The sequence below is a fragment of the Mucilaginibacter ginsenosidivorax genome, assembly GCF_007971525.1.
GTDB classification, from domain to species: domain Bacteria; phylum Bacteroidota; class Bacteroidia; order Sphingobacteriales; family Sphingobacteriaceae; genus Mucilaginibacter; species Mucilaginibacter ginsenosidivorax.
Genome location: NZ_CP042437.1, coordinates 3,821,172 through 3,835,310, shown reverse-complemented (window position 1 = coordinate 3,835,310; position 14,139 = coordinate 3,821,172). Strand labels below are relative to the sequence as shown.

At 45.6% G+C, this 14,139-nt stretch carries 14 protein-coding genes and 1 pseudogene; 7 read left to right on the top strand and 8 right to left on the bottom strand.

Annotated features, from left to right (window positions below; all coding sequences use genetic code 11):
- Positions 1 to 6: 6 nt before the first annotated feature.
- Entirely contained in the window at positions 7 to 750 is a 744-nt protein-coding gene (locus FSB76_RS16125) for a hypothetical protein (protein WP_147055048.1), read from the bottom strand.
- A gap of 17 nt (positions 751 to 767) precedes the next feature.
- Positions 768 to 1,226, bottom strand: coding sequence for a nuclear transport factor 2 family protein (locus FSB76_RS16120; protein ID WP_147055046.1), 459 nt, complete (start codon positions 1,224 to 1,226; stop codon positions 768 to 770).
- A 37-nt stretch (positions 1,227 to 1,263) separates the two neighbouring features.
- Between FSB76_RS16120 and FSB76_RS16115 the strand changes: the two genes are divergently transcribed.
- Entirely contained in the window at positions 1,264 to 1,491 is a 228-nt protein-coding gene (locus tag FSB76_RS16115; protein ID WP_147055044.1) for a DUF433 domain-containing protein, read from the top strand.
- Entirely contained in the window at positions 1,488 to 1,826 is a 339-nt protein-coding gene (locus tag FSB76_RS16110; RefSeq protein WP_225976525.1) for a DUF5615 family PIN-like protein, read from the top strand. Before FSB76_RS16115 ends, FSB76_RS16110 begins: the two co-directional genes overlap by 4 nt.
- Positions 1,827 to 1,902: 76 nt before the next feature.
- On the opposite strand, the gene FSB76_RS16105 is transcribed toward FSB76_RS16110, so the two are convergent.
- A complete protein-coding gene (locus tag FSB76_RS16105; RefSeq protein WP_147055042.1) occupies positions 1,903 to 2,544 on the bottom strand; it encodes a response regulator in 642 nt (213 codons plus the stop codon).
- A 301-nt stretch (positions 2,545 to 2,845) separates the two neighbouring features.
- Here FSB76_RS16105 and FSB76_RS16100 point away from each other — a divergent pair, with 301 nt between their 5' ends.
- The gene (locus tag FSB76_RS16100) at positions 2,846 to 3,544 is read left to right on the top strand and encodes a hypothetical protein (RefSeq protein ID WP_147055040.1); all 699 of its coding nucleotides are present in this window, start codon (positions 2,846 to 2,848) and stop codon (positions 3,542 to 3,544) included.
- A gap of 9 nt (positions 3,545 to 3,553) precedes the next feature.
- A complete protein-coding gene (locus tag FSB76_RS16095; RefSeq protein WP_147055038.1) occupies positions 3,554 to 5,341 on the top strand; it encodes a hypothetical protein in 1,788 nt (595 codons plus the stop codon).
- Between the two features lie 163 nt (positions 5,342 to 5,504).
- Here FSB76_RS16095 and FSB76_RS16090 read toward each other — a convergent pair.
- Positions 5,505 to 5,990: pseudogene (locus tag FSB76_RS16090) on the bottom strand (magnesium chelatase subunit ChlI family protein); the annotation flags it as partial.
- On the opposite strand from FSB76_RS16090, the gene FSB76_RS32980 reads away from it, so the two are divergent.
- Positions 5,909 to 6,454, top strand: coding sequence for a helix-turn-helix domain-containing protein (locus tag FSB76_RS32980; RefSeq protein WP_147060996.1), 546 nt, complete (start codon positions 5,909 to 5,911; stop codon positions 6,452 to 6,454). The pseudogene FSB76_RS16090 and the gene FSB76_RS32980 overlap by 82 nt on opposite strands.
- Before the next feature lie 66 nt (positions 6,455 to 6,520).
- Entirely contained in the window at positions 6,521 to 9,064 is a 2,544-nt protein-coding gene (locus tag FSB76_RS16080) for an AAA family ATPase (RefSeq protein ID WP_147055036.1), read from the top strand.
- 575 nt (positions 9,065 to 9,639) lie between these two features.
- On the opposite strand, the gene FSB76_RS32150 is transcribed toward FSB76_RS16080, so the two are convergent.
- Together FSB76_RS32150 and FSB76_RS32145 are read right to left on the bottom strand one after the other, a co-directional pair.
- Positions 9,640 to 9,900, bottom strand: a complete 261-nt coding sequence (locus tag FSB76_RS32150) for a helix-turn-helix domain-containing protein (RefSeq protein WP_158642911.1) — start codon at positions 9,898 to 9,900, stop codon at positions 9,640 to 9,642.
- Between the two features lie 44 nt (positions 9,901 to 9,944).
- Entirely contained in the window at positions 9,945 to 10,247 is a 303-nt protein-coding gene (locus FSB76_RS32145; RefSeq protein WP_158642910.1) for a hypothetical protein, read from the bottom strand.
- Positions 10,248 to 10,348: 101 nt separating this feature from the next.
- On the opposite strand from FSB76_RS32145, the gene FSB76_RS16070 reads away from it, so the two are divergent.
- Positions 10,349 to 10,597 carry a helix-turn-helix domain-containing protein gene (locus tag FSB76_RS16070; RefSeq protein WP_147055031.1) on the top strand — a complete coding sequence of 83 codons (249 nt, stop codon included), beginning with the start codon at positions 10,349 to 10,351 and terminating at the stop codon, positions 10,595 to 10,597.
- 25 nt (positions 10,598 to 10,622) lie between these two features.
- On the opposite strand, the gene FSB76_RS16065 is transcribed toward FSB76_RS16070, so the two are convergent.
- Together FSB76_RS16065 and FSB76_RS16060 are read right to left on the bottom strand one after the other, a co-directional pair.
- Positions 10,623 to 13,568 carry a type IV secretory system conjugative DNA transfer family protein gene (locus FSB76_RS16065; protein WP_147055029.1) on the bottom strand — a complete coding sequence of 982 codons (2,946 nt, stop codon included), beginning with the start codon at positions 13,566 to 13,568 and terminating at the stop codon, positions 10,623 to 10,625.
- Positions 13,565 to 14,023, bottom strand: a complete 459-nt coding sequence (locus FSB76_RS16060; RefSeq protein ID WP_147055027.1) for a hypothetical protein — start codon at positions 14,021 to 14,023, stop codon at positions 13,565 to 13,567. The genes FSB76_RS16065 and FSB76_RS16060 overlap by 4 nt, the downstream gene beginning before the upstream one ends.
- Between the last annotated feature and the right edge of the window lie 116 nt (positions 14,024 to 14,139).

Sequence of the window (14,139 nt, the reverse complement as noted above, 5' to 3'; positions counted from 1 at the left end):
TATAGTTTAAAGGTCAAAGTAACTCTCCAAAGTAAGGAATTGAATTTCTTCCTTTATACCGTCAACATCTCTGTTAACAGGCAGGTAGTGCATAGTTATTTGCCTGTTAATGTTGACTCGGAAGTTAATCTCTTTACTACCGTTAGACATCTCAAATGTTTCGCCGTCAATCCATTTACACGTCTTTAGTAACAGGCTATAGAATAGCCAGCCCGGTATTGTTTTAAACAATGGAATTTCATTGATAACAATATCCTTTTTATTTAGGAAAATGATATTTACTGAAGTATAATCAATAAGAAAATCTGCTTTTACCGTGGCTTTAATACTTCGGTTTCTGTTTTGTTTTGGCCCACCGAATAAAATGTGGGTCAAAACAAAATCATCATCCAGTATTTTTTTGTATCCAATATTTAACTGTTCTACATCTAAGTTGAGGTGTTGGTAAACAAGCATTAAGCATTTATAAGTTCTATCAGCTAATAATGCAATCTTTCCATGCAAATCAGCCGTATCGAATAAGTCAAATGGAAATGTTTCCACGATCGTTAAAATGCTATCGAGTCCCCCTATCAGCAATGCATCATCATGGTTGGCGAAGTCAATATTTACTTTTCTTATTCCCTTTACGATAATCGGTGGCAATTTGAAAGTAAACAGGTTACCTACCAGGTTGGAACATCGTACAAAATCTATCGGCTCCTCCACCGATCTGCGGTTAATTTGCACCCATAATCTCTTCTCTCTCATCTATTCTTTTATGAAGATCATTCCGGGCAATTACCTTTCCTACGGGTATCAACAACATAAATAATTTTCCAGCCCGCCGCGGTACGCATGAGTTGGAAAACATCAACCCCGCAATGGCTAAAGGTTTTGCCCAGGTAAAATTTGTAAGGTGTCCAAACGCTGGCCAGGTCGCCATCTATTTTTATGTCGTTAAAGGTTATCTGCTCATCCCATATTTCTTTGTGCGGCGTGCCTACGGCTTTTATAAAATCATTGGGGTTTTCCACCTCGAGCTCAACAGTGCCATCCTTTTTATTGGCTACACCTTCAAAAACAATATTTTTATGAAAAGTCGAACGCAACATGGTGCTATCGCCTTTGCGCATAGCATCAAACATGGTGTTAATGGTTTGTTTTACGGCCTCATTATCAGTTTGCTGTGCAAAGGTTTTAAAGGATCCAAAAAGGATGATGCTTAAAAAGAATATCTTTTTCATGTGATGGGATTTGATGACAATTTAGGTAAATTTGTATATGCAGCCAATTGATTATAAAGAATATCTTGAATTTAACCCCGAAATAAGGTTTGGCAAACCAGTTATTAAGGGTACGCGAATTTCTGTATATGATGTTTTGCAATGGCTGGCATCTGGCTTGAGTTATGAGGAAATTCTAAGCGATTTCCCACAACTAACATCCGAAGCCATATTTGCATGCCTTGCTTATGCAGCTAACAAAGAGCGAATAATTAAAGTGGCATGATACGGCTCATCGCTGACGAAAATATTTCATGGCGTTTAAAGAAACTCTTATCAGATTGGGAGATTCTCCCTACAAATGAAATCCGGGCAAACCACCGTTTAAGCGATTTTATGATCTGGCAATTCGCTAAAACAAACAACTACACAATTTTAACTTTTGACGAGGATTTTTGCGAATTACAAAATCTTTACTCCCATCCTCCTAAAGTAATTTGGTTGCGCACCGGCAACGTTGGAACTCAAAAGATCGCTGAATTATTAATTCTTCTAAAACAAGACATTAATCAATTTTTATCGAACGATGACTTGGGCATCTATGAAGTATATCTATACTAAATGTTATAGCGTTAGAATTCCCTTTTTTACGGCCTCTTCTTACTTCAGAATTTTCAAAATTTTATCAGCCCCCACATTACAAATTATACTGCAATATAAACTTGGTAAGCTCCACGGGATTTTTCAGGTTTAGCTTTTGCATAATGTTTTTTCGGTGGGTTTCAACCGTATAAATGCTCAGGTGCAGGTGGTTGGCCATTTGCTGGTTGGTATAATCCTGCTTAATAAACTGCAGTAGTTCGGTTTCCCGTTTTGTAAGCTGGAATTGCTTTAAAAATGGATCGGTGTCATCAAATGTTGAGTTAACAACCGGCGGCTTGTACGGAAAGCATTGCTGCCCCTGGGCTACCAGGCGCATTACCCGCAACAGCTCATCTTTTTCGGTATTTTTAAACAGGTAACCATCGGCGCCGGTGGCCTTTGCCTTTTCAATCAGGTGCTCTTCGTTATAGGTAGATAGCATCACCACCTTAATTTTTGGATAGTAAGCTTTTATCCGTTTAAGTACTTCGAAGCCATTAATGCCCGGCATATTAATATCAAGCAGCACAAGTGTGGGCGTATGGGTATGTAACAACCCCAACACCTCTTTGCCGTTGGCCGCTATATTCATAATCTCGATATCCGGCTCATTTTGCAACAGCATGCTAAGCCCGTTTATAAATAATGTATGATCATCTGCTATGATCACTGATAGTTTTTCAGTTGTCATTTCCATCGTACTAATTACTTGTAAACCTATGTTTTATTACGGCTTTAAAAAATACCAACAGCTTTGTATTGTGTGCCTTGCAGCCGTCCCATAAAATTGTATCGTTAAAAACAACCAAAAAAAGCCGCAAAAAGCAACGCTGCAGAAACCGGCAAAGGGCCGTATTAAACGGTACAATATACATAAACAGCTAACACATTTTAAACCCCATAACCATGGAATATATCCTTGTAACAATAGCCATAATGCTCATATGCATCACAGCGCTTACACGGCAAAATAAAAACACCTATTAAACGCAATACCTATGAAAAACTTTATCTCCACACTTTTAACAATGCTTTTTTACATTGCCGCCTATGCCCAGCAAATCAATACCGAAAGCCCGGTAACCGGCAATGCCGCACAGTTTGTTTCGCCCATATCCGTACAGGTACTTGTTGGCAGCCAGGGCATAGGCGCCGACGTAAAATATGGGTTTTTACCCAGACTATCGGGTCGGCTTGGTTTTGGCATCATCCCGGTAAGCAAAAATAAAGACTTCCATTTCTTTGGCTTCGCGGTACAGGGCCAGTTTTCAACCAGTTTCTCCAATGTTCATTTACTGGCCGATTATTCACCTTTTAATACCAACAGCATCCGCCTGGTTGGCGGCGCCTCATACATTACACAAGGCAAGGCAACTGCTCTTATTTCGCCCATGGGCGGATATAACATCGGGAGCCAATCGCTCACCAAAGACCAGATTGGTGTGCTGCAGGCCGATGTAACCTGGAAAGGCGTGGCGCCTTACCTTGGCATTGCCCTTTTTAAAGGATTCCCCGGGCAGCTTTTAAATGTAAACGTTGATGTTGGCAGCTATTACTTATCCAGCCCCGGCACGTCATTTACGGGTACAAAGCTGCTATCAGATAACGACGCTAATAACATACAGTTCAATAAAAACATGCAGGGCTACCGATGGATGCCTGTTGTTCAGCTCAATTTTAATTTACGAATCAGATAAAATATCACCATGAAAAACACCTTTAAACTACACTCACAAATTGGCCCGGCAAAACAGGGCGGCGCATTTATTAATATTTTTTTAATGATAGCGTGCCTGGTATTGGTACTAACCTTAAATAGTTGCCGAAAACCTAATGAGGGCATAGCGCTCACCATTAACGAAACCACGCTTACCAAAGCGCCTGTATTATTGCGTTTTGCCAATGCCAACGCAACTTCAAGCAATCAGCCCGGCGATTTTGATGTTAAAATAACCGGCAAGGATGCCGCGCTGGTGCAAATGGACGGAGGCTCGACCAGCGATTTTAAGGCATCGCATGGTTTTTTACCCCTGTCGCTTACCGCCAATGCAGCACCCTCGGCTTCGTCGCCGGTAACATTCAATGTATCTGCCGATATTCCGGGCTATGCGCCCATCACCCAAACCGTTACCATTACCACAGATAGCGCGAAAATTGTTGATGTTGGCGTGGTTGAATACGCCAACCCTCCCGCGGGCACATCTGTTTTGGCATCCACAACACCTTTAGCAAACGGTGTATCGGCAGGTGCAACCCTTAACCTGCCACAACGGTCGGGTATGGTTGAAACCGCGCAGGTTAAAATATTACCCGGCACACAAATGCTTGATGCAGATGGCTCGGCTATAAACGCATCACAGCTAACATCAAATATTGTTGATTTCAGCGCCGTTTCTACCACTTCGTACGGAGCGTTCCCCGGGGGCTTTAGCCCTACCAACGTTATCGATAAGGCAGGCAACCAGGTTAATGGTGGTAATGCCATCAACTTTGTATCGGCCGGTTTGTTATCCATTAAAATGTCGGCTGCAGGTACACAGGTAAGGCATTTTTCGCAGCCCATACAGGTGAGCATGAAGTTGAATCCTAACACCACAAACTTTATTACCGGCAATAATATTAAAGCCGGAGACACCGTGCCGCTATGGAGCCTTACCGAAGAAACCGGGCAATGGAAAAGCGAGGGCGATGTTACCATAGCCAATGATGGCAACGGCAACCTTACAGCCAATTTTGAAACATCGCATCTGTGCTGCTTTAACCTTGATTGGAGTTGGGCGGTAGCCGGGCACCCATACGGCACTTGTTTTACACCGCTTACCGTACGCATTCATTGCGGCGCAGGCAACAGCGGTGTTTATGATGTAACCATAGTTACACCAAACAACCAATACCTGGCCGGCGCCCATGGCGAATTTGTACACGATGGCGATGTGGTAGTATTTCCGTATGTGCCCAGCATTGCGCAATGTAAGGTTGTTATCAGCAGTTTTAACTTATACCTTAACCCGCGGCTACCTATACTTGCCGAAACCGGCTTGTTTAATCCATGCAGCCAGGGTTCTGTCGATTTAAATTTTGGCAGCCCGGCTACGCCGTCGCTCATCAATGTTACCCTTAATATGCAGGGCTTTTGCAGCAATAAAAACATCAACCTGCTGCCTTCGGGATGGTTTTTCCTTTACGATATTGGCGCGGCGCAGCTTAATCAAAACGCATGGACTTACGCCTACGTAAGCCGTGGCGTTATCCAGTATGCTTTTGGCACCGGCATTACCGGCAGCAGGGGCAAATACAGCATCAAATTATTTAATGGCGACCAATATTATATGTACGCCTACAACAGCTACTTGTGGTACCAATCATCGGTGTTTACCATGGCACCCCGAAACTTCACTTTACCATCAGCAAGCGGCATCAATGGCACCGCTATTTATGATGTAGGCAGCAATACGTTAAACATCACCGCTAAATTTAGCGTGCGCTGTCATTAAAAGAAATTGGCCGTTAGGTTAATAATTAGGGGAGAAGCCCCGTCAATAGCAATATTGCGGGGCTTTATTGTTTTTTATTAAATTTAAGAATGTCAAATAAAATGATGCTGTTTGAAGTCTCTGAATCTGATTACCATGTTTTAAGGTCTCGTCTTAACTATAGCTACCCCGCCCATCCTTCTCTGTCCAAACTCCTGAAATGGATAGCTTCGGCCAGGTGTTCCAGTTTAATTTCTTCACTGGTGGCAAGGTCGGCAATGGTGCGGGCTACTTTCAGGATGCGGTCATAGGCGCGGGCGCTCAGGCCAAGTTTTTCCATGGCTTTTTTCAGCAGGGTTTGGCCGGCGGTATCTATTTTACACAGGTCGCGCACCATCTGGGGGCTCATTTGGGCGTTGGCATGTAAATCGGGGCGGTTACCAAAACGTTCAATCTGAATTTCGCGGGCTTTGATTACGCGTTCGCGGATGTTTTCACTTTTTTCGGCCAGCCTGTCTGACGATAGCTCGTTGAAATTTACCGGGGTAACTTCCACGTGCAAGTCTATCCTGTCCAGCAACGGGCCCGATATCTTGCTTAAGTATTTTTGCACCATTCCCGGCGGGCAAATACATTCTTTTTCGGGATGGTTATAGTAGCCACAAGGGCATTCATCCGTACACGTTTCTCCCATGCACGAATGTATTCAAAAATCGTGGAACGAAACACTATGAAGACGATCCGCAAACGATTGGCGAGCATATCAGAAAGAAACGGATAGAAAGCAAGCTATTGCAAAAGGATATTGCGAAACAACTGTGTGTCTCGGAAGACACACTCACCTATTGGGAAAATGAACGTACCCTACCGCAAATCCACCATTACCCGGCAATCATTTCCTTTCTCGGCTATTATCCCTTTGACCACGAAACCGAAAGTCTTGCCGGGAAATTGAAGCAGATACGATACTGCTATGGGCTTAACTTCAAGCAGTGCGCAAACCGCTTAGCAGTATCCGTTGATGCGGTGAAGCGATGGGAGTACGGGAAGCCAGTGGTGTACCTAAGCACAAGACAACTTATTGAAACGATTTGGCAAAATCTACCTAATCGCTTCCCTCAACACCCCTTATAGGGGTGTTTTTATGTTTCAATTAATATAATATTATTACATTTACTCAACCTTTTATAAACTTAAACCATGACATCAACAACAAACTCGAAAAAAGAAGTAATTGATTTCCTTTGGGAATGGGCAGAAAACCAGGGAATATGGGCAAAGCTTCTTTTAAGAAATATCCTATCTTCTTCTGGATGCCTCTCTCAGCAAGAAAGAGTTACAATTTTTCAGTACTTTTTACAATCTATAAAATTGTTTTCGGGTCTTCCACCGCTTGCGATATCTAAGCCCCCTTATTCAATATCATCTAAGTCGGTAAAAATATCACGATTATCAGAAGTGACCGGAGTGAACAGATTGGCAAAGGATCAAACCATTGGTTTTTCGCCAAACTTAACTGTCATCTACGGAGAAAACGGCACAGGAAAAACAGGTTACAGCAGAATCTTAAAAGCATTGGGATTTAGCTATGAAACCAGCGGCACTATTCATCCCAATATATACAACCCAACAAAACCACCTAAATCAGCTAAGATAGATTTTGAAACTAATGGAACCCACCAATCATTTACTTGGACTGGAAGCAACCGTTGCAATGACCTCGATACTATATCGGTTTTCAATAATCATTGCGTTGCAATTTCATTATCTGATCGCCAACTCGTCGTTACACCAATAGGGTTCGAGTTGTTTGGTTTGGTAACAGATGAATTAAATGCGCTAGCCCAGTTAATTAATACCGAAAAGCAAAAACTGCCAGTCACTGATTGGCTTGCACTATTTCTGCCCGGAACGCCACAACACTCTGCTATCAGCAAACTTTCATCAAAAACAGTAGTAAGTGAACTAACAATATTGGCGGGCTTTGATGATGGACATAACCAACGTTTAATAGCAAAAACTAAGGAACTAACAGGCTTGAACAAGGCTTTAATAGAAGCCACAATAAGAGAGTTAAAATTAAAAATTTCAGATATTGAAAATAGTCTAACAAAGATACGAAAAGCGGAATCCATTATTAATAACAAGACTTGGCAAGAACAGCATAAGACCATTACAGATATTGCAGTGTTGCAAAAACAATCACAGCGAGGACTTAGTGAAATCGTCTCATCGTTTTCAATAGAGCAATATTCAAGTGCTCAATTTTTATCTTTTATTACCGCCGCAGATGCTTATTTGAAACTATTAGCCAAAAGTAATTATCCGGCAGAAAGCGACGTTTGTATTTACTGTCAGCAAAATTTAGATACACCAGCGAAAGAATTACTTGCAAATTATCGTGTCCTACTCAACGATACGACCCAGCAACAAATAAATCAGTTGTCAGCGAGCAGAAATCATTTCAAAGCGCAAATGACATATGTTGACGGAGCTATAAAATTAGCCCAGGCATCTTGGGGATATGATGACGAAGGCACTATCAAACAACCGCAAGAACTAATAGAATACAATAATACCTTGTCCTCATTAAAAAAAGCTGTTACTGATGATAATATCCCAAATGGAGATTTACCCCTTAAGTATTCAACTCTCCTAACTGCATTCGAGGAAAAGAAGCAAGCTCTGGCTAAAGAACTTAACAGCAGAGAAAGTGATTTAGCTAATATTGCAACAAAAGAGCGCCAAATTACTATAGAAATTAATGAACTGAAAGATAGAAAGATCCTGACTGATCATTTAACTAATATTACAACTACGATAGAAAATCTAAAAAAAATAGACATCCTAAACAAAAATCAAAATGCTTTCAACACGCGATCTATTAGCATCAAAACGACAGAAGCAAGAGAAGAGTTGGTAAGGCAGAATTTTAATGCCATTTTCAAAACTGAATTAGCGGCGTTCAGAAAATCACATCTTAACATTGATTTGAATTTTGCGACAGATAGAGGCAACTCTAAAGTGCAACAGCGTGTTAAGTCTCATTTGTTAACTGAAATTTTAAGCGAAGGCGAACAAAAAGCAATTGCCCTGTCAGAATTTCTTACTGAATTACAGCTTGATAACTCAAAATCCACGGTGATTTTTGATGATCCTGTTAATAGTCTCGACCATCATTTGATTGATGATTATTCAAGGCGGGCAATAGCGCTATCCAAAGATCGTCAGGTAATCATATTTACCCACAGTATACTCTTATTTAATAGCCTGTTTTATTTCCGTGATAAGCCACAATACAAAGGAATAGATTTAACGTTTTACAACTCACGAAATGAACATGAGGAGACTGGAATTATATCCAATGCTGAAGAGGTAAATTCAGTCAAATCATATATCGGAAAAATAAATATCTTGTTGAGTAGCGCAAAAAGTCGTCCTGAAGCCGAAATGGCGGAAGATGGATATGGCTACTTACGATCAGCTATTGAACTTTGCGTCGAAAATGAAATATTGAACAACACTGTTAGGCGTTATCAAAAAAATGTAGCGTTAACGCAATTTATTAAGATTAACGGTCAACTCCTCGATAGCAATAAAGAGCAATTAAACGAGCTATTTGAACGTTGCTGCGGATATATAAAAGGCCATAGCAATCCGATGGAAATACACAACGAGCCTACATTACAGGAACTTAAGACGGATTTTGAGACATTTAAAAAACTAAGAACGATTTTTAGTTAGTTTTGGCAATTTATGCTTTAAATAAAGTCTAAAGCCCTTGATATTGTTATCGAGGGCTTTACCATAAAGTGCTTTCTGCAAAAGCTACTATTAAATAACAAGGGCCGAAGTCTCGCACCCGGCCCTTGTAAACCTAAACCTTATCACAATGCAGGCGAGGTGCCTGCTTGAATGTCAAAGATACGAAAGTTAATGTCACTTTCAGGCAATAGTTAACTATTAGTAAACTCCTCATTTAACGGGTAAACGTTTCCGCACCCCGCTCTGGCCAAAGAATGAACTCGGTGACACAGCCTATTGGATGGTAGGACAGCTCCTATCTCGCATGAGGACGCTTTTTACTGCGCTCCCGCGCTTATCAACAGTGTTTTAAAGACTCCGGTATTTCCGTTTGGTAAAATTAGGACGTTGCGTATTTAAGGGTCGACCGTGAAATGCCGGTACTATTTTTCCACATGCCATAGTTGCTATCGTATTGTAGTGAGTTACAGGACAAGACCATTTCCGAATAGGTTATGAGTAACCCGCCACAAAGCGGGCGAGACGCCCGACCGTGGGACTTGCGACATGCTTTTTTATTGGGCCTCGTCGGCTGGCGCGCCAAAACCCGACAGGAACTCGTTCGGCAGAATGCCGAGCGCCTCGGACAGCCTTTCGACAGTCCTCATCGTGGAATCCGAGCTCCCCGCCTCCATTTTTCGTATCTGCCCGACGCTCACGCCCGACGATGCGGACAGCGCCGCCTGCGTCATGTTTCGCTCCGCGCGCAGTGCTTTCAGCCGCGCCGAAAGCAGCCGCTTCGTCCTGTCTTTGGTTTCCTTACTTGTGCCACTCATGGTGCGAATATAGGGGTTAGCTGGCGTAGTTTGCGGCCCGCGTGCTACCTCCCGCACTCCTTTTTCAGCGTGTAGTGCACGAAGTACTGCCCTTCCAGCTTGTTCGTGTTCACCGACTGGTTCGTCTCGTCCTTGATCTCGACGGCCGTCTTGTCGCACACCTCGTACCTCGTCGTGTCCCACTGCTCCGTGGGCTTGTGGAACGGGACGGAGGGGTCTTTCGGGGTGTAGCCACGGTACTGGAAGGCCGCGCACTTCCAGCAGTACTTCTTTTGGCAGGACAGTGACGACAGGCACAGGAGCGCCGCGAGGGCGAGGGCCCGCTTGGGGGTAGGGTTTCTCTTCATGGTTGCGAGGGGCTAAGCTTTCCAGCCAAGGTACGGAACCGAAATGAAAATACCAAGTATTTCTTGGTGAAATTGTTGCGCCGCTTCGCTTACTTGCCCCCATGCGCGGACAGCCCAAGAGCGAGATAGACCTATACGTGATCGGCGAGATCAAGCGCCTGCGCACGGCGCGCGGGATCAGCCAGGCGCGGCTCGGCGCGATGCTCGACCTGTCCGACGCGTTCATCGGCCAGATAGAGAGCCCGAGGCACGTGAGCAAGTACAGCCTTGACCAGCTTAACAGCCTTGCGGTCATCTTCGGATGCAGCCCGCGAGACTTCCTGCCGGAAAGGCCGATTGCTTCAAAATGAACTTATCCGGCCTTGCCCATTAACGCTATTTTCCGCCCCTAATGATTCTCTCAATCACATTTTGTGCGTCACCGTTGGCATTGACTTGATCATACTTCACCTTCACCCGATACCCCTTCATGGTTGACACTGCCGGCACCGGCGGCGTTGCTGCTTGCGCGGCGTTGAAAAACTGCGGCAGCTCGTCGGGGCTTAGGAGATGAATTTTTGCCTGCTCAGCAGGTGGAAAGGCCTGCTGCACCTTCTGCCTGACCTGCATGAGCTTTCTTGCGCTCCCCGAGCACAATACCACCATGGTACAGCCGTCAGCCAGGCACTTACCGATATTGTGTATCTCCCATTCGGCATCGGTATTGATTGATACCTCAAAGGCAACAGTTTCATGATCTTTTGAGAGTAGCACGTCAATCTGTCCCTTGCCGTCCCTTGTCGGCACCTCGATATTTGCCCTGTAGCCGTGCTGCTCGCCCATCGTTTTGATAAAGTTCTGCAAATACCGGTGCTCGGTATCCGGCTTTTGCCCGTGTACCGCCTTCCTTTGCCTTGGGGCAACGGTTGGTGATGGTGCCGTTGGAGGCGGTGGTGGTATCGGGCTTGGTTCAATTGGTGGTGTTGGCGGCGGGATAGCTGTATTCGGGGCTATAGGAACACTGTACTGATTTCGCGAGGCAGCAATAATGTCGGTGCCGTAATCTTCATGGTGCGGGGCTGTGGGGATCACAGAGAGATTAAAATCGGCATCGGCGGTATTGACCCGTGCAATAGCTGCACCAATATTCAAATTTTGGAAATCTTCTGCATTAAAGCCGCTAAACCCCTCCTGCATCCGCTTGGCATCGGTGTCGCCCAGCCTGAAGCAGATGCGGGTACCGGCATTGGACATGAGCGAACTGGCAATATCGCTATCGACACGCTGCAATTGCTGCATGTCCTGGTGTACGCAAATCAGTCCCAAGCCATACTTTCGGGCACCGCTCAAAATAGTATTGAGCGAGGGCGTTATAAAATGGTGAAACTCGTCGATGTAGCAGAAAAACGGTGTGCGGGCGGCAGCAGTCAGCTGCTGCCGGGCCAGGGCGGCCTGCTGTAGTTTGGATACAATCAAAGCACCTAACAGATAGCTATTATCGCCTCCAATTAATCCTTGGGCGAGCTTGACCAGTACGATCTTGCTGCCGTTCATTAATTCATGAAAGTCCAACCCCTGATGCTGGCAGACCATGGCGCGGATGCTTTTCGGGCGCAAAAAGCTATCAAGTCTCGTTAATATTGAGCCGATGGAGGAGGTTTTCAATAGCGGGTATTCTTTGTGCCAGTAGTAGACGAGTTCCTCGTCGGTGCAGGTGTGCAGGGTTGTTGCGCGAAATGCGGGTTCAATCAGGAATTTGCGCAAGTCCCCAATATGCCCCGGCTTGGTGTTGTATAAAAATGCCATGATAGCATTAGCAAGCACACTATGAAGCTGGTCGCCCCATGACGTACTAAAGCGCTTAAACAGTGCCACCAGGTCCGAGGCCAGCAGTTCCCGCTCAATGTCGCTATGGGCTTGCAGGATGTTCAATCCAACCGGATAGCCGCTGTCCGACGGGTCGATCAGTACCACGTCATGAATGCGCTCCGGTGGAATGGATTTCAGTACGGTATCGATCAGGTCGCCGTGCGGGTCCAACACGCAGCAGCCGGTGCCTTGCGCGATGTCCTGGCTGATGAGGCTGTGCAGAAGCGTTGACTTTCCCATGCCGGTACCGCCGATAATGTGCAGGTGCTTCAGGCGCTGGCTGGTATCGATCCCGACTTCAACGCTTTGGCGCTGATGCTCATTCATGCCTAATATATAAGACTGGTTGAAAAGGTAGCTTGGGGCGCGCTTGGTGGTGGTGTGGCTGGGCAGCAGCTTTTTTGATAATTGGACAGGTGGAAAGTGCACAAACGTTGCCAGTTCCTTTGTATTGAGCAGCATGCCGACCCGGTGCGTTTGCCTCATGACGAGATCGCCCAGCCGCTGCTCGATGGTGTACGCGGGGGTATGCAGTGCCGCCAGCGCGTTATGGGGGCTGGCTGAGGCCACAACGAGCGCCAGCGTGCTGTGCTGCAACAGGACGCCCGCATCGTCGATATCGTCCGCGAATGCGGCTATGCGAATCGCTGCCCCGAGCAGTGGCCGGGATACTTTCTCTCTTGCAAGATGAGGCATTTCCGGCGCATCGATAAAAAATGACCCACCCCGCTCGTCGCTGACTGACGCAACGATGCTTTCGGCCCAGGCGTTCTGCACGCCGCAAAACAGTACCTGCACCACAGCGGCCTCGTTGCCACGCAGCTGATTGAAGGTACTAAAGAGTGCTGTATATGGATCAAGAACACTTTTGCCAAATGTATTAATGGGACGCATATATTCATCCTCTATCCCGAGATCAACGGCATAGACTGCAGCTGCATTTTGTACGCACTCTGCTAATACATCGATATCGGAGGAAAGGATTGCCACTTCGGGAAAGTATGCTGTTAATTGGGTATAGACAAAGGCGGCATTGGCCTCGCGGCAGGTGACCTGTATCGCTATCGCTGCTGCCTGCGCGATCAGCTCGAACGAAACGGGCAGGGTGACCGAGGCCAGCATCGTCAGGCAGTGCTCTATCGCCTCCGGCCTTGGCACGAAGTGCCTGGCGAGGGTTACGGCATAGGTCACCAATACTGGTTCCTCGTCAGTATCGGGGTATGCAGCAATAGTATCTTTAACAACAGGTGGTATTGATACCGTTTGCTCTGATTTAAACCAGCTGGCAAAGGTGCTTAGCGCCGTATGGCGCCTGCCGTCATCAATATAGGGCAGAGCAATCTCGTGTCCCCTAAAGGGAGAAAATGGCGGTTCAAGGTCAACGATATGGTCGGCCGCGTGCCAGCCGCGGCCGTGCCGTTCCCCCTCATAGAAGTTGGCAGTGAGCTGTTGCGCAATAGAGGTCGCCATCATTCGGCCAGCTCAATGTCGGGCTGCCTATAGCCGTGCTCGACCATTAACTTGTGTACCGCTGCTTTAACGATATTTTCAATGCTGTTCTTGAACATCAGCTCGCTGTCAATCTGATAGTATGTCTTCTCGCTCGGTACCAGCCAGCGCAGGATGGGTATCTTGCGCAGTGCAAGGGTGAAGCCGTCCTCGCTCTGTTCCAGGTACCAGCTGATGAAGAAGCTCCTGCCGAACGGGGCGGCGCAGACGAGATAGCTCAGATAGTGATGCTCGATTTGCAAGTACTGGCGCTTGGAGGACAGGATGGAATCCTCGTGCCTTTCCACGACCCTGCATTCGACGTCCGGAAACTGATACGAGGCAATGCGGGCCTCGAGGGCCGCGTAGAAATCCTTCGCGGAGAGCTGCAAATCCTCGAAATGCTGATAGGAATGGCTGTGGGTGACTGGTTTTGACATGGTGCTTTGATTTAGGTTTTGTATTGATATAAAGCTATTTAGAAAATATTTAATATGCAAACATGTTGTTTTTTTAAAATGCACCGATTATCTTTAGTTACAAACTAACTTCGCTT

What these genes read in the sequence shown, in the direction of transcription:
- FSB76_RS16125 (WP_147055048.1), bottom strand. Translation starts at nt 750, where the DNA reads ATGAGAGAGAAGAGATTATGGGTGCAAATTAACCGCAGATCGGTGGAG.
- FSB76_RS16120 (WP_147055046.1), bottom strand. Translation starts at nt 1,226, where the DNA reads ATGAAAAAGATATTCTTTTTAAGCATCATCCTTTTTGGATCCTTTAAA.
- FSB76_RS16115 (WP_147055044.1), top strand. Translation starts at nt 1,264, where the DNA reads ATGCAGCCAATTGATTATAAAGAATATCTTGAATTTAACCCCGAAATA.
- FSB76_RS16110 (WP_225976525.1), top strand. Translation starts at nt 1,488, where the DNA reads ATGATACGGCTCATCGCTGACGAAAATATTTCATGGCGTTTAAAGAAA.
- FSB76_RS16105 (WP_147055042.1), bottom strand. Translation starts at nt 2,544, where the DNA reads ATGGAAATGACAACTGAAAAACTATCAGTGATCATAGCAGATGATCAT.
- FSB76_RS16100 (WP_147055040.1), top strand. Translation starts at nt 2,846, where the DNA reads ATGAAAAACTTTATCTCCACACTTTTAACAATGCTTTTTTACATTGCC.
- FSB76_RS16095 (WP_147055038.1), top strand. Translation starts at nt 3,554, where the DNA reads ATGAAAAACACCTTTAAACTACACTCACAAATTGGCCCGGCAAAACAG.
- FSB76_RS16080 (WP_147055036.1), top strand. Translation starts at nt 6,521, where the DNA reads ATGACATCAACAACAAACTCGAAAAAAGAAGTAATTGATTTCCTTTGG.
- FSB76_RS32150 (WP_158642911.1), bottom strand. Translation starts at nt 9,900, where the DNA reads ATGAGTGGCACAAGTAAGGAAACCAAAGACAGGACGAAGCGGCTGCTT.
- FSB76_RS32145 (WP_158642910.1), bottom strand. Translation starts at nt 10,247, where the DNA reads ATGAAGAGAAACCCTACCCCCAAGCGGGCCCTCGCCCTCGCGGCGCTC.
- FSB76_RS16070 (WP_147055031.1), top strand. Translation starts at nt 10,349, where the DNA reads ATGCGCGGACAGCCCAAGAGCGAGATAGACCTATACGTGATCGGCGAG.
- FSB76_RS16065 (WP_147055029.1), bottom strand. Translation starts at nt 13,568, where the DNA reads ATGATGGCGACCTCTATTGCGCAACAGCTCACTGCCAACTTCTATGAG.
- FSB76_RS16060 (WP_147055027.1), bottom strand. Translation starts at nt 14,023, where the DNA reads ATGTCAAAACCAGTCACCCACAGCCATTCCTATCAGCATTTCGAGGAT.